22 protein-coding genes and 1 pseudogene are annotated in these 17,592 nt (G+C 35.2%); 8 read left to right on the top strand and 15 right to left on the bottom strand.

The features are described from left to right. Nucleotides 1-95: 95 nt before the first annotated feature. The 3 genes from FOT98_RS07285 to amaA form a co-directional block, all read right to left on the bottom strand. Nucleotides 96-542 carry a flavodoxin gene (locus FOT98_RS07285; RefSeq protein WP_063261920.1) on the bottom strand — a complete coding sequence of 149 codons (447 nt, stop codon included), beginning with the start codon at nucleotides 540-542 and terminating at the stop codon, nucleotides 96-98. After that, entirely contained in the window at nucleotides 535-711 is a 177-nt protein-coding gene (locus tag FOT98_RS32270) for a hypothetical protein (RefSeq protein ID WP_063261919.1), read from the bottom strand. Before FOT98_RS32270 ends, FOT98_RS07285 begins: the two co-directional genes overlap by 8 nt. Nucleotides 712-937: 226 nt before the next feature. After that, nucleotides 938-2,107 (bottom strand): N-acyl-aliphatic-L-amino acid amidohydrolase, encoded by a 1,170-nt coding sequence (amaA, locus tag FOT98_RS07290; RefSeq protein ID WP_063261918.1) that lies wholly within the window; start codon nucleotides 2,105-2,107, stop codon nucleotides 938-940. 336 nt (nucleotides 2,108-2,443) lie between these two features. On the opposite strand from amaA, the gene FOT98_RS07295 reads away from it, so the two are divergent. From FOT98_RS07295 to dltD, 5 genes are all read left to right on the top strand, one after another. After that, on the top strand, nucleotides 2,444-2,590 hold the full coding sequence (locus FOT98_RS07295; RefSeq protein ID WP_000440293.1) for a teichoic acid D-Ala incorporation-associated protein DltX: 147 nt from the start codon (nucleotides 2,444-2,446) through the stop codon (nucleotides 2,588-2,590). 12 nt (nucleotides 2,591-2,602) lie between these two features. Then, nucleotides 2,603-4,117 carry a D-alanine--poly(phosphoribitol) ligase subunit DltA gene (gene dltA, locus FOT98_RS07300; protein ID WP_063261917.1) on the top strand — a complete coding sequence of 505 codons (1,515 nt, stop codon included), beginning with the start codon at nucleotides 2,603-2,605 and terminating at the stop codon, nucleotides 4,115-4,117. Continuing rightward, nucleotides 4,114-5,280 (top strand): D-alanyl-lipoteichoic acid biosynthesis protein DltB, encoded by a 1,167-nt coding sequence (gene dltB / locus FOT98_RS07305; protein WP_063261916.1) that lies wholly within the window; start codon nucleotides 4,114-4,116, stop codon nucleotides 5,278-5,280. Before dltA ends, dltB begins: the two co-directional genes overlap by 4 nt. Before the next feature lie 68 nt (nucleotides 5,281-5,348). Beyond that, entirely contained in the window at nucleotides 5,349-5,588 is a 240-nt protein-coding gene (dltC, locus tag FOT98_RS07310) for a D-alanine--poly(phosphoribitol) ligase subunit DltC (RefSeq protein WP_000807310.1), read from the top strand. Continuing rightward, nucleotides 5,585-6,760, top strand: a complete 1,176-nt coding sequence (gene dltD / locus FOT98_RS07315) for a D-alanyl-lipoteichoic acid biosynthesis protein DltD (protein WP_063261915.1) — start codon at nucleotides 5,585-5,587, stop codon at nucleotides 6,758-6,760. Before dltC ends, dltD begins: the two co-directional genes overlap by 4 nt. Nucleotides 6,761-6,777: 17 nt before the next feature. Here the strand turns inward: dltD and FOT98_RS07320 are convergent, their stop codons facing one another. Beyond that, on the bottom strand, nucleotides 6,778-7,872 hold the full coding sequence (locus FOT98_RS07320; RefSeq protein ID WP_063261914.1) for an NAD(P)H-dependent flavin oxidoreductase: 1,095 nt from the start codon (nucleotides 7,870-7,872) through the stop codon (nucleotides 6,778-6,780). Between the two features lie 115 nt (nucleotides 7,873-7,987). On the opposite strand from FOT98_RS07320, the gene FOT98_RS07325 reads away from it, so the two are divergent. Beyond that, entirely contained in the window at nucleotides 7,988-8,908 is a 921-nt protein-coding gene (locus FOT98_RS07325; RefSeq protein ID WP_063261913.1) for a S66 peptidase family protein, read from the top strand. 27 nt (nucleotides 8,909-8,935) lie between these two features. Here the strand turns inward: FOT98_RS07325 and FOT98_RS07330 are convergent, their stop codons facing one another. The 3 genes from FOT98_RS07330 to FOT98_RS07340 all read right to left on the bottom strand — a co-directional run bounded on the left by FOT98_RS07330 (nucleotide 8,936) and on the right by FOT98_RS07340 (nucleotide 10,458). After that, a complete protein-coding gene (locus tag FOT98_RS07330; protein ID WP_061678885.1) occupies nucleotides 8,936-9,334 on the bottom strand; it encodes an SseB family protein in 399 nt (132 codons plus the stop codon). Nucleotides 9,335-9,419: 85 nt separating this feature from the next. Then, nucleotides 9,420-9,974: a cysteine hydrolase family protein gene (locus tag FOT98_RS07335; RefSeq protein ID WP_063261912.1), complete on the bottom strand. Its 555-nt coding sequence runs from the start codon at nucleotides 9,972-9,974 to the stop codon at nucleotides 9,420-9,422. Further along, on the bottom strand, nucleotides 9,967-10,458 hold the full coding sequence (locus FOT98_RS07340; protein WP_144290986.1) for a carboxymuconolactone decarboxylase family protein: 492 nt from the start codon (nucleotides 10,456-10,458) through the stop codon (nucleotides 9,967-9,969). Before FOT98_RS07340 ends, FOT98_RS07335 begins: the two co-directional genes overlap by 8 nt. Before the next feature lie 63 nt (nucleotides 10,459-10,521). Here FOT98_RS07340 and FOT98_RS07345 point away from each other — a divergent pair, with 63 nt between their 5' ends. Further along, nucleotides 10,522-10,974 carry an Lrp/AsnC family transcriptional regulator gene (locus tag FOT98_RS07345; protein WP_001175500.1) on the top strand — a complete coding sequence of 151 codons (453 nt, stop codon included), beginning with the start codon at nucleotides 10,522-10,524 and terminating at the stop codon, nucleotides 10,972-10,974. 100 nt (nucleotides 10,975-11,074) lie between these two features. After that, nucleotides 11,075-11,257 (top strand): DUF3913 family protein, encoded by a 183-nt coding sequence (locus FOT98_RS07350; RefSeq protein WP_000707104.1) that lies wholly within the window; start codon nucleotides 11,075-11,077, stop codon nucleotides 11,255-11,257. 28 nt (nucleotides 11,258-11,285) lie between these two features. Here FOT98_RS07350 and FOT98_RS07355 read toward each other — a convergent pair whose 3' ends face one another. From FOT98_RS07355 to FOT98_RS07390, 8 genes and pseudogenes are all read right to left on the bottom strand, one after another. Further along, a complete protein-coding gene (locus tag FOT98_RS07355) occupies nucleotides 11,286-12,299 on the bottom strand; it encodes a CPBP family intramembrane glutamic endopeptidase (RefSeq protein ID WP_088029062.1) in 1,014 nt (337 codons plus the stop codon). Nucleotides 12,300-12,500: 201 nt separating this feature from the next. After that, nucleotides 12,501-13,277: an ABC transporter permease gene (locus tag FOT98_RS07360; RefSeq protein WP_063261911.1), complete on the bottom strand. Its 777-nt coding sequence runs from the start codon at nucleotides 13,275-13,277 to the stop codon at nucleotides 12,501-12,503. Further along, nucleotides 13,277-14,179 carry an ABC transporter ATP-binding protein gene (locus FOT98_RS07365; protein ID WP_063261910.1) on the bottom strand — a complete coding sequence of 301 codons (903 nt, stop codon included), beginning with the start codon at nucleotides 14,177-14,179 and terminating at the stop codon, nucleotides 13,277-13,279. The genes FOT98_RS07360 and FOT98_RS07365 overlap by 1 nt, the downstream gene beginning before the upstream one ends. A gap of 14 nt (nucleotides 14,180-14,193) precedes the next feature. Next, complete coding sequence (locus FOT98_RS07370) at nucleotides 14,194-14,982, bottom strand: hypothetical protein (protein ID WP_063261909.1); 789 nt, start codon at nucleotides 14,980-14,982, stop codon at nucleotides 14,194-14,196. Next, nucleotides 14,979-15,677, bottom strand: a complete 699-nt coding sequence (locus FOT98_RS07375; protein ID WP_063261908.1) for an ABC transporter ATP-binding protein — start codon at nucleotides 15,675-15,677, stop codon at nucleotides 14,979-14,981. Before FOT98_RS07375 ends, FOT98_RS07370 begins: the two co-directional genes overlap by 4 nt. Further along, the gene (locus FOT98_RS07380) at nucleotides 15,674-16,054 is read right to left on the bottom strand and encodes a GntR family transcriptional regulator (RefSeq protein ID WP_063261907.1); all 381 of its coding nucleotides are present in this window, start codon (nucleotides 16,052-16,054) and stop codon (nucleotides 15,674-15,676) included. The genes FOT98_RS07375 and FOT98_RS07380 overlap by 4 nt, the downstream gene beginning before the upstream one ends. 216 nt (nucleotides 16,055-16,270) lie before the next feature. Then, nucleotides 16,271-16,666, bottom strand: a pseudogene (locus FOT98_RS07385) (ribonucleotide-diphosphate reductase subunit beta); the annotation flags it as partial. 139 nt (nucleotides 16,667-16,805) lie between these two features. Further along, nucleotides 16,806-17,573: a GIY-YIG nuclease family protein gene (locus FOT98_RS07390; protein WP_063261906.1), complete on the bottom strand. Its 768-nt coding sequence runs from the start codon at nucleotides 17,571-17,573 to the stop codon at nucleotides 16,806-16,808. Nucleotides 17,574-17,592 lie beyond the last annotated feature (19 nt).

Raw genomic sequence — 17,592 nt, forward strand, 5'->3', positions numbered from 1 at the left:
CTTCTGAATCGTAGCGTGTTCCACCAGCATTCTCCTGAGACTACTCGGATGCAAACCTGTTAATTCTGATACTTGACTAACTCGTAAAAATTTCATTAAGAAAGGTGTTTTACAAATTCAGCTCCAAACTGTAAACATTTTTCTACATCTTCATCTTCTGGCGTTAATTCTACTTTTAGCCCTTCTAACACAACTGCAGCTCCGCGCTCTTGTAGCTTTTCTATTAAAATGTCAACTGCCACGCCGTATTTCGGATAAGCTGAATCACATGATCCGAATACTGCTGCTTTTTTCCCAGTTAAATTAATAGAATCCATTGCGTCATAAAAATCTAAGAAATCATCAGGAAGGTCACCGTCTCCCCAAGTGTAAGCACCTAAAATAATTCCATCATACTGTTCTAATATAGAAGCTTCTGGTGAATCCATAATATCGATAACTTCAATTTCATTTTCTGTTTCACGAATGGCACCCGCAATATGATCAGCCATTTCCTCTGTATTTCCACTCATACTTGCAAAAATCATTACTAACTTACTCAACTGAATCTCTCCTTTTACCTTGTATCTCTTTTTCTGTTAGAAGTGTACTCTTCTCATCTACATATTCAGAACGAATTACATTTCGTTGCCATTCCATATGCTGATCCACTTCTTTATTTTTATCTTTTAATCCCCTCCGCAGAAGGTGAAATTTTTTTCTCATTAACATGTCGCATCCATCCTATTGATAATAATTATCAATTTCAACTACCCTTAGATTAATTGACATTGATTATCACTGTCAATAACTATTTTTAAAAAAATGATTAAAATGTACAAGCTTGTCCGTTAGCTATTCATATACTATAAATGAGCATAGTTCTTTCTCAGCCCTCTCTGACGGAAAGAAATAAAAGCAACTGCGATAGAGCGCAGTTGCCTTTTTTTATACTTTTTTATGATTTTAGTAGTCTTATCGCTGTCTCTAAAAATAATTCTACTCCAGAAATGAGAGCTGATTCATCTACATCAAATTTCGGATGATGATGCGGGTAGCAAGTATCTATCATCTCATTACCTGTTCCTAATTTAATAAAACAACCAGGTGCTTTTCTTAAATATGCTGAAAAATCTTCTCCTCCCATAGAAGGCTCAAGCTTCACAACACGCTCATTCCCAAACAAATGTAGAGCACTTTCTTCTACTACTTTCGTAATATATTCATCATTAATAACCGGATCATATCCATATCGATACGAATATGTATACGCCCCTCCATGTGCCTTTATAATGCCTTTTACGATTTTCTCAATTTTCTCTTCTGCTTCTACCCTTAATACTTGATTAAATGAACGAACAGTTCCCATTAAAGTTGCTATGCTAGGAATGATATTATCAGCCATTCCCCCATGAAACTGCGTAACGGAAACGACTCTTTGCATGAAAGCACTTGTATTTCTTGATACGATATGTTGTAGATTTGTAATAATCTGCGCTCCGATAGCAATAGGATCTATCGTTTCTTCTGGCCTCGCTGCATGCCCTCCTTTCCCTTGAATTTCAACTGTAAATACGTCTGGTGCCGCCATCATCGGCCCATAAGCAATTCCAATTTTCCCGCTCTCAAGTCCTGACATAACATGTAAACCTATTACATAATCAACACCGTCCATCACGCCTGCCTCAACCATTTCTTGTCCGCCGCCGGGATACACCTCTTCTGCGTGCTGAAAGAAGAGACGAATCTCCCCTACAAAATCTTCCTTTATATTTGATAGCACCTCTGCTGTGCTTAACAAAATAGCGGCGTGAGCATCATGTCCACATGCATGCATCACTCCTTTATTCACAGACGTATAAGATTTCCTTGTCTCCTCTTGAATTGGTAAAGCATCTATATCAGCTCGAATCGCAACTATTTTCCCTTGTCCCGTCCCTCTTTTAATTGCTAGTACACTATACTTCGTCGGTCTCGTTACTTCAAAAGAAGAAAATGAGCATAATGTTTCATATATAAATTGTGAAGTTTCTTTTTCATGAAATGATAATTCCGGATATTTATGAAAATGCCGTCTCCATTTCATAATGTTTTCTTCTGAAATAAAATCCTTCCACATGCTCTTCATCAGAAATGCCTCCTTTTATGAAAATTTAGCAATGCATATATTAACTATGAAAAACTCGAAAATCCAAACAAATATTACATTCCTATCCATTCTCCCAGACCACTTTTATACATTCACACAATCCACTTCCTATTTACATATCAAACCCATTACAAATTGGTGCTGAATGTAATATAATTGCTAAGTTAGGGATTTTCTTTTTTAGTATTTAGTGCTAATATCAGAAAAGAGCCTTTTGACTTATTTTTACCTAAAATGTGGAATTTTGTTTTTTTCACAATAATGTAGGACATGATACCTACAAAGAGCTATTATTTCATTAAGAGAGGGAAAGACATGGAAAGATTAAAAGAGATATGGTCTCGACCACTCACACAATGGGTTGCAAAGACGGTTTATTACCTTGCAATTTTATTTGCATTACTTTGGTTGTATGGATTCCATGATACAAACACAAGTACATTTATTTACAATGAATTCTAGGGTGGGAACGTTATGAAGTTATTAGAACAAATTGAAAAGTGGGCTATTGAAACGCCTGATCAAACTGCTTTTGTTTGGCGAGATGCGAAAATTACGTACAAACAATTAAAGGAAGATTCTGATGCGTTAGCACATTGGATTTCTTCTGCGTATCCAGATGATCGTTCACCAATTATGGTGTATGGCCATATGCAACCTGAAATGATTATTAACTTTTTAGGATGTGTAAAAGCTGGACATGCTTATATTCCTGTAGATTTATCTATCCCAGCTGATCGTGTACAACGTATCGCTGAAAATTCTGGTGCGAAACTACTTTTATCAGGAACAGAAGTAACTGTAACTGATTTACCAGTTCGCATTGTAAGTGAAGACAACTTAAAAGATATTTTCTTTACTCATAAAGGGAAAACTCCAAATCCTGAACATGCGGTAAAAGGTGATGAGAACTTCTACATTATTTACACATCAGGAAGCACAGGTAATCCGAAAGGGGTTCAGATTACTTATAACTGCCTTGTAAGCTTTACAAAATGGGCTGTAGAAGATTTCAACTTACAAACAGGGCAAGTATTCTTAAACCAAGCACCTTTCTCATTCGATTTATCTGTCATGGATATTTACCCATCATTAGTAACAGGTGGTACACTTTGGGCAATCGATAAAGATATGATTGCACGTCCAAAAGACTTGTTTGCTTCTTTAGAGCAATCGGATATACAAGTATGGACTTCAACACCATCTTTCGCAGAAATGTGTTTAATGGAAGCATCTTTCTCTGAGAGTATGCTACCAAACATGAAAACATTCTTATTCTGCGGTGAAGTGTTACCAAACGAAGTGGCTAGAAAATTAATTGAGCGGTTCCCGAAAGCGACAATTATGAATACGTACGGTCCAACAGAAGCTACTGTCGCTGTAACAGGTATTCACGTTACAGAAGAAGTACTTGATCAATACAAATCACTTCCAGTTGGCTACTGTAAATCAGACTGCCGCCTTCTTATTATGAAAGAAGATGGCACGATTGCACCTGATGGTGAAAAAGGTGAAATCGTAATTGTTGGTCCAAGCGTGAGCGTTGGATATTTAGGAAGCCCTGAATTAACAGAAAAAGCATTTACTATGATTGACGGTGAGCGCGCCTATAAAACAGGCGATGCTGGCTATGTTGAAAATGGTCTTCTATTCTATAATGGTCGTCTTGATTTCCAAATTAAGCTGCATGGTTATCGAATGGAATTAGAAGAAATTGAGCATCACCTTCGTGCGTGTTCTTACGTAGAAGGAGCAGTTATCGTTCCAATTAAAAAAGGTGAGAAATACGATTATTTATTAGCGGTTGTTGTTCCTGGAGAACATTCATTTGAAAAAGAATTCAAATTAACATCTGCAATTAAAAAAGAACTCAATGAGCGATTACCAAACTACATGATTCCACGTAAATTCATGTATCAATCTTCTATTCCAATGACACCAAATGGAAAGGTAGATCGCAAAAAATTATTGAGTGAGGTTACAGCATGACCGCATATGGATCATTTTATTTTTTCGCTATAGTGGGCATTTTATTAATACCTACTATCATAGCTGGATTAAAAGGTAAAATGTTGCGTAAATATAATGCCGTTTTAACATTAGTCATGATTGCTATTATCTTCTCGGATAAACCGAAGCAAGCGATTATGTTAGCCGTATTTATTATTTGGCAATATGCCCTAATTAAAGGCTATTTAATTTTAAGAAAACAAAATAATAGTACATTCATGTTTTGTATAGCTGTTATTTTATCGATTTTGCCACTTATTTTGGCAAAAATCGCACCATTTGTACCTGAATTACATTTTATTGTTTTCGCAGGTATGTCTTACGTAACATTTAGAGCTGTACAAATGGTCTTTGAAGTTCGTGATAATTTAATTAAAGAACTTTCCTTCTTTAATTTCTGGGAGTTTGTTTTATTCTTCCCTGCAATTTCAAGTGGACCTATTGATCGTTACCGTAGATTCCAAAAAGATATTCAAAAGCCACCTAGCGCTGAAGAATATCAAAAGTTACTATATACAGGGCTTAACCGTATTTTCCAAGGTTTTCTGTATAAATTTATAATCGCGCACTTGATAACAACATATCTTGTAAAAGCTGTATTCGCTAATCAAGATACACTTTTATCTAATGTGATTTTTATGTACGCTACTAGCATGCAATTATTCTTTGACTTTGCAGGTTATAGTGCGTTCGTAATTGGTATCAGTTACATGATGGGAATTAAAACGCCAGAAAACTTTAATAAGCCATTCCTTAGTCGTAACATTAAAGACTTCTGGAACCGCTGGCACATGAGCTTATCATTCTGGTTCCGTGATTTTATTTACATGCGTTTCGTCTTTTTTGCAACGAAGAAAAAGTTAATCAAGAACCGTTACACAATTTCGTATATCGGTGCCTTTTTAAACTTCTTCATTATGGGAATTTGGCACATCCAAGGAAGCGCCATTGCGCAGTATGTTATTTATGGTCTCTATCATGCCGCACTGTTTATTTTATTCGATATTTTCGAACGAAAAAACAAGAAGCATAAGTTTTGGCCAAACAATAAATTTACACACGTCCTTGCGATTGTAATTACGTTCCACGTTGTATGTTTCGGTTTCCTCATTTTCTCTGGACACCTTAACAGATACTTTTAATGCACCCTTCTTATACTAATAAGAAGTTGCACATATAATATATTTCGGATATAAAGGAGATTTTAAAAATGGCAGAATTCAAAGAGCAAGTATTAGATATTTTAGAAGAAGTATGTGAAAACGATATTGTGAAAGAAAACTTAGATGTTCAATTATTTGAAGAAGGTATTCTTGATTCTTTCGCTGTAGTATCTTTATTAGTTGAATTCCAAGAGCGTTTAGATATTGAAGTTTCTATTTCTGATTTTGACCGTGACGAGTGGGCTACACCAAACATGGTTATTAAGAAGTTGGAAGAAATCCGATGAACAAAGCAAAATTTGGTCCGATGCTTTTAGCATTGGCCCTTTTTGCTGTATTCTTACTTATTCCAACGCGCTTCCTACTTCCACTTTTAAGTGATGAAAAAGTAGAACAAGCTGCCACTTCTTTAAAAGAAGAAAAGATTCAAAGTATGATTTTACAGCAAAAGATGTTAGCAGACTCGAAATACCTTCCGATGTATGGATCATCGGAATTCGCACGTATGGATGCTTACCATCCATCAAACTATTTCAAAGTAAAGCCTGAAGGATTCACACCATTCCTACTTGGACGCGGTGGAACACAAGACCTTGTACATGTGTTAAACTTTGCATCTACAATGGATCAATTGAAAGATAAGAAAATGGTATTCGTTCTTTCTCCTCAATGGTTTGTACCACAAGGGATTGATGAAACACACTTTGCACCTAACTTTTCAAAACAACAAGGTTACCACTTCATTTTCAACGATGATGTAAAACCTGAAATGAAAAAGCAAATTGCAAAGCGCTTATTAAACTTTGAGATTGTTAAGAAAGAAACTTTACTTAAAATTTCGCTTGAAGGTATCGTTTACGATGATACAAAGCATAAAGTAAAAGCACTTGCTGCTAAACCTTTCGCTTATATTTATCGTAACATTTTAGATCGTAAAGATTTATTTACAGCAATGTTTGATATTAAACCGCATAAAGAAAAGCTTGACCCTTCATTAAAACAAATGAACTGGGATGAAGCTCGTAAACATGCAGATCAAACAGGTGCAGCAGAATCTGGATCTAATGAATATGGTATCGAAGATAGTTACTTCAACAGCAAAATCAAGAAGAAATTAAAGCAACGTGAAGGCTACTTAAAAAATGATGCTTATGATCAATCGCCAGAATATGAAGATTTACAAATTGTACTTGATTTATTAAAACAATCTGGTGCAAAACCACTCTTCATTTCTGTTCCTGTAAAAGGTCCTTGGTACGATTACGCTGGCTTCCCGAAAGAACGTCGCGAATTGTACTATAAGAAAGTTCATGAGCAAATTGAGAAAGCTGGCTATCCAATTGCCGACTTCTCAAATCATGAGTATGATAAATACTTCTTAAAAGATCACATGCACTTAGGTTGGAAAGGCTGGGTTTATATCGATGAGGCCGTCCAACAATTTTATAAAGCAAACTAACGAAAAGACCGCTTGAATTATTCAAGTGGTCTTTTTCTATATACATTTTGCAATTGTTCGATTACGTTATCTGCTTCTTTCATCACTCGCTCCACTACATGCTGAGCTGATTCTATTCGTGCTAATGATGACGCTTGTCCTGCCCAAAGCGACATGTATTCTCCTTTATTTTGTTTTGCTGCTTCTTGGCGTATTTTAGAAGTTAATACATTTTGCACTGGATACATCGGAAGCCCTTCTTCTTTCCCTTCATGTCTCTCTATAAATTCATTACGAATACCCCGTGCATATTTCCCGGAAAACGCACGGGTCACAGTTGTACTCGTATCTGTACTATGTAAAACAGCTTCTTTATACACATCATGCGTAATACTTTCTTCACTCGTTAAAAAGGCTGATCCCATTTGAACAGCTTCTGCCCCCAGTGTAAATGCCGCAACAAGCCCTTGCCCGTTCATTACACCACCTGCTGCAACAATTGGTATATGCGGGACTGCTGCTACTAACTGCGGAATTAATGCGAATGTCCCAATCATAGCGTCCTGTTCTTTCCCGATAAATGTTCCTCTATGCCCTCCTGCCTCGCTACCTTGACCGACAATAATATCTACCCCTAATTCAGCAAGCACCCTCGCCTCTCTCACATGAGTAGCTGTTCCGATGACTTTTATTCCTCTTCTTTTTAAGTCATCTATTTCTTCTTTTTCTAACGTTTGAAATGCAAAGCTAACGACTGGTACGTTTTCTTCTACTAACACTTGTAATTGTTCTTTATAGCTTTTCGGAAGCTTTAACTGCTCTTCTTCCTCTATGCCGAATTCTCTATTTACTCCGCTAAGTAATCCCTTTGCCAAGTTTATCTTCTCTTCTTCTATCTGTATCTCTTTCGTTAACAGTAAATTAACACCGAAAGGCTTATCCGTTCGTTCCCTTATTTTATAAATTGCGTCACGAATTTGTTCAGGGCTCATATAGCCTGCTCCAAGCGTTCCTAATCCTCCGCTATTACTTACAGCTGCAACAAGTTCTGGCGTCGTAATCGCACCCGCCATACCTGCTTGAATGATTGGATACTTAATTTGTAATATATTTAACACTCGACTTGTAAACATTATTCCTCCTCCTATTCCCCTTATATCTTCTTTATTTGACAAACTTTCCCCTTCTTTTACAAGGATTGAACTTCCTATGAAGCGAATATATTGAAAGTGAAGGAGGCTGAAAACGATGATTTATCCAAATGCGTTACAACAAGGTGATACAGTAATGGTTATTGCCCCGTCCGGTCCACCAACAATTGAAAATGTATTAAAAGGTGTAAACGTATTACAAGAAATGGGTTTATCTGTAGTAATCGGAAAAAGTGTTTATGAGAAATATGGATATTTAGCTGGAAGTGATCAAGTTCGCCTTGATGATATACATGAAGCATTTTCAAATCATGAAGTAAAGGCTATTTTCTGTGCACGAGGTGGTTACGGAAGTGCTCGTCTCCTCCCTCACATTCAATATGAAATCATTCGGCAAAATCCAAAAATCTTTTGGGGATATAGCGATATTACAGCTTTACATACTGCTTTTTCACGTTATGCAAAGCTCGTTACTTTTCACGGTCCAATGGTGGAAGAGTTAGGAAAAGGTGTAGATTCTCTCTCTTTATCTTCTTTCAATCAACTATTCCATCCGTATTCCACCATCTTATCTGCTTCAGAATGTATCGTACCTACTTCTTCCTGTACAGTTACAGGCACATTATCGGGAGGCAATTTAGCTGTGTTAACGAGTATAATTGGCTCACCTTATGAGATAAATACGGCGAATAAACTTTTGTTACTTGAAGACATCGGGGAAGAACCGTATCGCATTGATCGTATGTTAAATCAGCTACTTTTATCTGGAAAATTTAATGAATGTAGTGGTGTTATTTTTACAAGTTGTCACGACTGCACTCCTTCTAAACCATCTCAATCATTGCAAACAATACTATATGAATATTTCGCACCCTATCATATACCTGTTCTATTCGGTTTACCGATTGGACATATAAGCCCAAATATCGGGATTCCTCTTGGAGCTACAGCGACCATAAGTACAAATAATAAAACACTCTCTATTTCTTCTGGCGTAGCCACTCCGTTTTCAAATTAAAAAGGAAAAGCGATTCCGCTTTTCCTTTTATTTATAATAATTAAAAATTCGTCCAGATGCGATATCTGCAATTTCTTCTGGAATAAATGTTTTACTTATCTCAGTTCCAACATTTAATACTGCTGTAGCATCTTTCTCAATGCCACCAAATAACTCTTTCCCACGTATCGTAATAAGGGGCGTTCCTTCTGGCAACACGTCTTTTACAAATTCCATTTGTGTAAAGAACGGAACGATCCATCTACCCTCTCCTTGGAAATGACGCAAACGAAGTATTCCTTCTGTTGCCCCGTCCTCTGCTTCTAGTGAACCAGCAACATAAAACTCAGTAGATAAGAGCAATTCATAAAATTCCTTTTGCTTCTGTTTATCGTCCCCTGCTATAACAAGTACTTCTTCTATTCTCTTTACCGGAATTTGCTCCATATGATGCCACCCCTATTTCAAAATGATTGTACTTAGATTATACGAAATATTCTTATTTTTTTCTACATAATTCGCAATTATTTTCTTAAAATAATTTTAACACTTCTTTTGTTGTCACAATCGTAGCAAACTCTTCATGTAAATTTACAAGTGTCATATTGTGAATATCCTCTGCATTATACTCTTTAACATCTAGACCTTTACGGTTAAAAGTCGCCGTTGCATCACTCACTAAATACGTTGTAAACCCTAAATTCCCTGCCATTCGTGTCGTAGTCTCCACACAATGATTTGTCGTTAATCCTACAACCACTACTGCATTACATTTGTTCTCTCTTAATTGCTCTTCTAAATTTGTCCCAATGAACGCGCTGTTAACAGATTTCTGAATAATCACTTCACCTGGTAGTGGCTGCACTTCTTCTTTAAAGTTTACCGTTTCCACTCCCTCATAAAACATCGACTGAGCATTTTCTTTATTTACATGTTGAATATGAAAAACTGGTTGTCTCCTTTTTCTCCATCCTTCTAACAAAATTCCTATGTTTTCTTCAGCAAAAAGATTATTTCTCTGGCCCCAATATGGTAACTGAAACGCCTTTTGTACATCAATTATGATAAGTGCTATTTGATTAGTCATTATTTTCTCCTTCATTCGGCTGTAATTGAAACAAAAAACCAAGCTGTTGTGACGCAGTAATAAAACAAATATAAGCGCAAAGCTCTACAATTTCTTTTTCCGTCCAATATTGTTTCAATACATGAAACATATTATCATCTATCGCCTTTTTGTCATGAACAAATGTATGTGCAAAAGTAACGGCTACACTCATTTCTTCTACCTTTTGCATATCATCAGGCCTTCCCTTTGCCATACAGTACGGACATTCATTCCCGTACGCTAATGTTCTTCTTACTTGCTCCTTCAGCTCTGCCGAAAGAGTTCCTTTACTGTACAATGTGTTCTCTACCATACTCCATGAATGTAATAGGTCCGGATTATGCCCTAATAATTTTTGAAACTTTGTATCTCCTACATTTGATAATGAAATTCTCTCCATCTTTTTCCCTCCTATTTCCTTCTGTTTTATTGTAAAATAAATAAAGTTCACTTCACATTTCATATGAATCCTAATTTATATTTTCACTTTACAAAAATCATCATTTTACTGGAGGTATATTTACAAATGCAATTAGACCGTGTTGATCGAAAAATTTTAAATGAATTATATAATGATAGTCGCCTTTCGATGCGCGAATTGGCGAAACGAGTAAACTTATCTGCTCCGTCTACTGCAGAACGTGTTCGTAAACTCGAAAGTGAAGGCGTGATTCAAAAGTACACAATCGATATCGATTATAAAAAAGCAGGACTTGTTTTAGATTGTATTTTAGAAATCACTTTAAAAAATGGTGATACAACACGTATGCAACAGTTTATTCAGTCTTATCCATCTGCAAGCTTTTGTTACCGCGTAACAGGGAGCTTATGCTACATTGTAAAAATTTCTGTTCCTTCACTCGTTGAACTTGAAGAATTTATCAATGATGTTTCTTCATATGCAACGACTGTTTCTCATATCGTATTATCAGAAGTATCTCTTACTCCTGATATTGAACATATCTTCCCAGAAGTTTAATTTATTTTTATTCATAAAATATATAAAAACCCCTTACAATAAGAATAAAAATAATATATTATGTATTAAAATACATAAAGTTCGAGAAAGGGGCTTTACATTGAAAATCTGGTTTTATGAAAAAACGGCACAATTAGATGACTTGCTTGGCATTTGGGACAATGTTCCGACTATCCCTCGCATTGGTGAAAAAGTGGAGATTTTAAAAACAGTCCGTATCGTTACAGATATTAAATATGTAAAGAATGGTAATAATTTTCGTGTAGAAATTATTACAAATTAAAAAGTAGCTCCAAGGAGCTACTTTTTAATTATCTATCATGCGCTTTCTTTATAACGATTTTATCTTCTTCTACAGATACTGTTACATAATCATTTTCTTCTAACCGAAGCTTATTGACTGCTTCATCTGGCAGCTCTACAGCCATCAGTCTATCTGTTACGATCACTTGACTATACTCTTCATTTTCTTGTAATGCACTCACTACTTTTTCCTCATTTATAAAGCGCATCGGCGGCACACCTACTGCTTTTACTGTACGCCATTGTTTCCAAACATAAGGAATTAACCAAAGTAACCCAACAACTGTAAGACCGATACCGATCCATAAATTACTTTGCGCTTGTAATTCAGGAATTGAAATGGCACTACTCTCTTCTCCACCGACAAATTGCATACTTGTTGCAATTAAATTATTTAGAGCGTGTACGGCGATATTCGTCCATATATTTTTCGTCTTTATGTATAAAAGACACATAACAACGCCAAACATGAATGCGCCAATCACATCAAAATGTCCTAGACCAAAAATCAGTGAAGATATGATTACAGCTTTTTTAATTCCCCATTTGTAAGCCATTCGCTGTAAAAAGAATCCCCTAAAAATAACCTCTTCCATAACCGGTGCTAACACACACGCTGAAATGAAAGTAAATATCGTCATATATACGTTACTCGTGTTAATAACATTTCCGTCTTCTAACATAGTAACTAAGAAATTCGGTACCGTATGTGCTAATATGTAAAATTGAATATGAGATATACCAACTGAAAAAATCATTCCCATTATCGTTGCTAATACAATTAATCCCCACGGTAAACGTCCTGGCTTATCAAAAAAACTATTGAATACAACATTATTTTTATTTGTTTTTACATATAACCAAAATAACGGAAATACAAAAAATATAGTTATTTGTGAAATAACCTCCATTGTATTCTCAGAAACATTTGCTAGACTTAATGGGATCATCGTAAGGAACAATCCTATAATCATCCATCCAAAAAAGCCGCGCAGTCTTATACGTGAAAATGCATAGTGCATATAGAACACCTCCAAAGATAGTAAAAATAAATGGTGTGATAATTAAATTATAATATGAATATAGTTGAAATTCTTCCTATTTTTCTCAAACACTTTCAGACAACATAAATAGTAATTTATTTTACACTTTTCTTTCAGGCGAAATATACGAGAAAGTTATGTAATAAAAATCCCCGTTTTTACAAGCGGGGATTTCTTTTATTATAATACGTCACGTTTTTGGAATAATGCACTTGATGCTACAAGTAATACAACAAAGTATGCAGCTACAAGTAAGAATGAAGTTGTAAAGGTAAACTCTGAAAATGTCGGTTCCGCTCCGCCGCTTACTAGTTTATTGCTATCGTACACACTTAAATTTAAATGGAAAAACACTACAAACTTTGCTACACCTTTTGCAAACATCATCAGTACCATATTAATTGGTCCTTGTAAAAAGAAGAGGAACATCGTAATAATTAATGGTAATACAGACTTTCTAAATACGTTCGCTAAGAAAAATGCAAGTGTCGCAAAGAAGAACGGTGAAAGTACTTGATATAAAGTAGATTTCATTACGATGCCTACCGTTAATTCTGTTTTACTACCATCCATTACAATTCCGCCAATCATCATTGAAATGATCGTGTTAGCAAATATGATAAATACTATAGTAAGTAATACTGTAATATACTTAGAGAATAAAACGGTAATTCTTTTTCTTGGACGGATTAATAATTGCTTAATTGTACCTTTTTGGAACTCATCTGTAATCATACGAGTAGCAATCGTAATACCAAAAATTGTTGCAAACAAAGTAATTAAACCAATCTCTGAACTTGCAAAATCTAAATATGATCCTTTAAATTCACTTCCGTCTCCCCATTTCAGCATCGCTAAAACTCCCAAAATCTCCAATACTGCAATGGCACCAATTAAAATATACATACCTTTTTTCGCATGCAACTTTAAAAATTCATTTTGAATTAATTTAAACATTACGCTTTCACTCCCCCTGTAATCGCTAAGAACTCATCCTCTAACGTTTTATTTTGAACAGTAACTCCGTATATAAGCACATCATCATTCACAAGTCTTTTTACAAGTTGTGGAATTTCTTCTTTCGTTACAGATACTGCAATTACATTTCCTTGCGCCTTACCTTTAATGATTTCATTTGCTTTCTGTACTTGGTCTACTTCAAACACTACAACGACTGTCTCATCATGTTTCGCTTGTTCATGTAAGTTGTACTCTTGTACAAACTCCCCTTGCTTAATAATAACGACACGATCACACATAAGTTCAATTTCACTTAATAAGTGACTTGATACGATTACGGCAATATTCTCTTCTTTCGCTAAACGTTGTAAATAATCACGAATTTGACGAATACCAGCTGGATCTAATCCATTTGTTGGCTCATCTAAAATTAAGATTTTCGGCTGATGAAGTAATGCCTGTGCAATTCCTAAACGTTGTTTCATACCAAGTGAATATGTTTTTACTTTTTTATGAATCGCATGCTCTAATTCAACAAGCTTTACAATCTCAGCAATGCGCTCTTTACTAATTGGTGTAATTGCCATATTCGCAAAATGCTTTAAGTTTTGCATTCCAGTCATATAATCATATAGTTCAGGATTTTCTACGATCGCCCCAATTTGCTCTAGCGCCTTTTCACGCTCTGTGCGAATACTATGACCGCAAATTGTAATATCGCCCTCTGTCATTGATATAAGACCTGTCATCATACGAATTGTCGTCGTTTTACCACTACCGTTCGGTCCAAGAAACCCGTACACTTCCCCTTCACGAACTTCAAATGATAAACCGCGGATAATTTCTGTTCCACCAATCTTTTTTCGAACATTCTCTAACTTTACTACTACATTTCCCAATGTTGATTCCTCCTTTAGACTTCTAGTTTTTTATCAATTATGCGTCCTGTTATATAAACAAGTAAAACAAATATACCGATTGAAAAAGCAATACTATATACATTCATAAGTTTTTCTGGATAGAGAAACACATTTGCTTCTGATGATTCATCTATATACACTAACTTTGTTATTAAAGGCGCAGTAGGTGCAAGCCCGCCCAACATTCCATATATAGCACCTAATAATTTTGTTACTAGTAAAAATAAGAAAAATACCATTGGATATTTTAACTTCTTCTTTTTTAACGAAAACACTTTAACGCTTGCTACTGAAAAAAGTAATACTAGCAATATGCTAGATAAATTAAATACATATAACATAGTACTAAAGAGGTGCTTTAGTGGATTGAATACACTTTGAGTAAATAATACTTCATAGAGCTCTGTACCTTTTATTATTTTCATAGAAATACCATATAAAAAAATAGAACCTATTAATTCGAAAATAAGTGAATAAATTACAGCGTATACCAATATTGCTAAAACAATCTTTTTACCGGATATCGATGTTAACCGAAATAATGTGCTTTCAGTCATTTTTCCAAATGCAGACACTGCCTGAATAACTATCATTGCTAAGAAGATTATATATACTAGAATAACGAAAATAACTATAATTGTTTGTCTTACTTCTCCTGATTCTTGCTTAATATAATTCCCCAAACTTACGAAAGCTACAGCGATAATGAATATAAATGATAGCAACGAAATAATTATTTGCTTTTTATTTATATTGTACATGTATATTAAACTGGCCTTCATCTACTAAACACCTCCTTAAACACATCTGTGACAGCTTTTCCTCTCTGAAAACGTAACTCTTCTACATTTTCATACAATACAATTTCTCCATCTTTTAAAAAGATTACTTCATCAAAAATATTTTCAACTTCATTTATTAAATGAGTCGCGATTATTATCGTACAATCTTCGCGATAAAACTGTAAAATAAGTTCTAATACATGTTCTCTAGAAACAAGATCAATTCCGCCAAGCGGTTCATCTAGTACGTACAACTTCGCTTTCCTCGAAAATGTTAAAATAATTTGTAGCTTTTCAACCATACCTTTTGATAAAGCTGTAATTTTTTCTTCTAACGGTATTTTAAATTCCGCAATCGTATCTACCGCTTTTTGAATGTCGAAGTCTTTATAAAAATCTCGATAGAAAAATAAAGAATCTTTTACTGTCATCCAATCATCAAATACTGGTTTATCCGACATAAAAGAAACAATTTCTTTCGTTTCTAATCCGACCTTTTTACCAGCGATTGTAATAATCCCTTCGGAAGAATGCTGCAGACCAGCAATCATTTTCAATAACGTCGTTTTCCCGCTCCCATTATCTCCAACGAGTCCTATAATTTTCCCTTCCGTAATCTCTATGTTTAATTCACGAATCACTGCTTTTAATCCGTATCTCTTCCATAAGTTTTCTATTTTTAATAACTCTGTCATTCGCTCTCCTCCCTCTTCTCATGCAATGAAGAGCGCAGGATTGTAAGAATTTCTTCTTCTGAAAAACCTAAATTGTCCATTCCATCTATAAAAGAATGAAGTAATTCTTTCGCCATCTCTTTGCGCAGCTCCATAATTTTCTCCCCTTCATTCGTTACATATCGTCCCATTCCTCTACGCGTTACTACAACTCCATCCCGTTCTAGCTCTTGAAATGTACGCTGAATCGTATTTGGATTTACTTGTATTTCACTCGCTAATTCACGTACAGAGGGAATTTTATCACCAGGCAATAAATGTCCTGTTACGATTTCTTTTTTTATGTATTCCATTACCTGAATGTAAATTGGTGTATTTGGAGAAAACTCTATTTTCATTTCTTCCCTCCTTTTGTATCGGTGTACTAGTTAAATAATACACTGATACAAAAGAATTGTAAATACCCATTTAATTACAAAAAAGTTCTATCCATTAGCCGGATAGAACTTTCTTAACAGAAATCGTTATACAAAAATAATAGTGTTATGTAAACAAAACCATAAAGAAAAGCTGTCTTATCAATGAATAAGACAGCTTTTCTTTATGATCATATATTAAAAATTAAACACGAAGTCATCATCAGATAACTTTTCAACGTTCGTCGCTTTTACGTAACCATTTCCTTTTACAGAGAAGAAATCATGGTTTTTCGTATCTGTACGTAAACCATTTAAAACGATTGGGTTAATTTCTTCTTCTTCAAACTTCGGCTCAAGTCCTAAGTTCATAAGTCCTTTATTCGCATTGTAACGAACGAAACGATTTACATCCTCTACAAGACCGATAGAAGTGTAAATTTCTTCTGTGTATGCCATTTCAATTTCATATAGTTCCATTAATAACTCTTGTGTTTCTTTTTGCACTTCTTGTTGATCTTCTGCAGAAAGCTCTGCGAAGAGTTGCTGTGCTAAAATACCGACGAATACGCCGTGAATTGATTCATCCTTTACCTTCATATAGGTTCGCTACGCCTATACCGTCATTTCATACAGCTTGCAGTTTCCTGCAAGAAGAGACTATATCATCTACCTTCTCAGGTAGCCCTCCATTTCGATTTAAGGGATTCTCACCCACCGCTTGGCCCTACTCCTATTGCGGAATTTCACCGCCATTGGGATAGTCGTTGAACGTTCCTTTATCTACGTATCGCACCCACCACTGTTTGTACAGTTTTCGATGTCTGATACGGCTTCCTGTGCCGCTCGATAACCCATGTTTTCTTTCAATGGACGCATTTGATTCACCAGCTTGTAACATCTGAACAATATCTAAAAACATTTCCAGAGTAACACACCCCCTTGTTTTCAGTTGGTGTTCAGATTTAACTGGCATATAATTTGGCGCTTTTTCCCAAAGATGTTTAAAACGTTTCTTATGTCGAATTAAAGATACATAATTTGGATGAAGATTATATATTTCAGCAATTTCCGGGTTTGTCTTTCCGCACTTTAATAGTTCTACAATCTCAAAAAATTGCGCATCTGTAATTTTAGATTGTGGATTTTTTTCACCTATAACACGTTGTCTTTTCTTCTCTAATTGTTCTTCAGTGAATTTAATGCCACCTAATCCTTCTCCACCTAAAGTCAAATTATAGCCATTATTATAAGAGTCATATTGCCAGATATACTGTTGCTCAATCTCACTCAATTCTTCCAATGAACATTCTATCTCCTCTAGAATTCCATATTCTAAGGTGAATTCATATTTACAGTATGCTGCTTGTAAATACCTATTATAATGTGTGCCACTCTTTAACATCCACATATGTTCCTTAATTCGTTTTAAATTAGAAACTTGCACATCTTTACCAATATAATACTTCCCATTGATTTTCAAATAGTAAATTCCGTACATGTTATCGCTAGATAAAGGC

The organism is Bacillus sp. HY001 (genome assembly GCF_007558965.1).
Taxonomy (GTDB): Bacteria; Bacillota; Bacilli; order Bacillales; family Bacillaceae_G; genus Bacillus_A; species Bacillus_A mobilis.

Coding starts and splice junctions, on each gene's coding strand:
- FOT98_RS07355 (WP_088029062.1), bottom strand. CDS start 12,299: ATGCACTATGCATTTTCACGTATAAGACTGCGCGGCTTTTTTGGATGG.
- FOT98_RS32270 (WP_063261919.1), bottom strand. CDS start 711: ATGTTAATGAGAAAAAAATTTCACCTTCTGCGGAGGGGATTAAAAGAT.
- FOT98_RS07340 (WP_144290986.1), bottom strand. CDS start 10,458: ATGAAATGTGAAGTGAACTTTATTTATTTTACAATAAAACAGAAGGAA.
- FOT98_RS07295 (WP_000440293.1), top strand. CDS start 2,444: ATGGAAAGATTAAAAGAGATATGGTCTCGACCACTCACACAATGGGTT.
- FOT98_RS07325 (WP_063261913.1), top strand. CDS start 7,988: ATGATTTATCCAAATGCGTTACAACAAGGTGATACAGTAATGGTTATT.
- FOT98_RS07380 (WP_063261907.1), bottom strand. CDS start 16,054: ATGAAAATAGAGTTTTCTCCAAATACACCAATTTACATTCAGGTAATG.
- FOT98_RS07345 (WP_001175500.1), top strand. CDS start 10,522: ATGCAATTAGACCGTGTTGATCGAAAAATTTTAAATGAATTATATAAT.
- FOT98_RS07390 (WP_063261906.1), bottom strand. CDS start 17,573: ATGTACGGAATTTACTATTTGAAAATCAATGGGAAGTATTATATTGGT.
- FOT98_RS07335 (WP_063261912.1), bottom strand. CDS start 9,974: ATGACTAATCAAATAGCACTTATCATAATTGATGTACAAAAGGCGTTT.
- FOT98_RS07370 (WP_063261909.1), bottom strand. CDS start 14,982: ATGAAGGCCAGTTTAATATACATGTACAATATAAATAAAAAGCAAATA.
- amaA (WP_063261918.1), bottom strand. CDS start 2,107: ATGAAGAGCATGTGGAAGGATTTTATTTCAGAAGAAAACATTATGAAA.
- dltB (WP_063261916.1), top strand. CDS start 4,114: ATGACCGCATATGGATCATTTTATTTTTTCGCTATAGTGGGCATTTTA.
- dltC (WP_000807310.1), top strand. CDS start 5,349: ATGGCAGAATTCAAAGAGCAAGTATTAGATATTTTAGAAGAAGTATGT.
- dltA (WP_063261917.1), top strand. CDS start 2,603: ATGAAGTTATTAGAACAAATTGAAAAGTGGGCTATTGAAACGCCTGAT.
- FOT98_RS07320 (WP_063261914.1), bottom strand. CDS start 7,872: ATGTTTACAAGTCGAGTGTTAAATATATTACAAATTAAGTATCCAATC.
- dltD (WP_063261915.1), top strand. CDS start 5,585: ATGAACAAAGCAAAATTTGGTCCGATGCTTTTAGCATTGGCCCTTTTT.
- FOT98_RS07360 (WP_063261911.1), bottom strand. CDS start 13,277: ATGTTTAAATTAATTCAAAATGAATTTTTAAAGTTGCATGCGAAAAAA.
- FOT98_RS07330 (WP_061678885.1), bottom strand. CDS start 9,334: ATGGAGCAAATTCCGGTAAAGAGAATAGAAGAAGTACTTGTTATAGCA.
- FOT98_RS07375 (WP_063261908.1), bottom strand. CDS start 15,677: ATGACAGAGTTATTAAAAATAGAAAACTTATGGAAGAGATACGGATTA.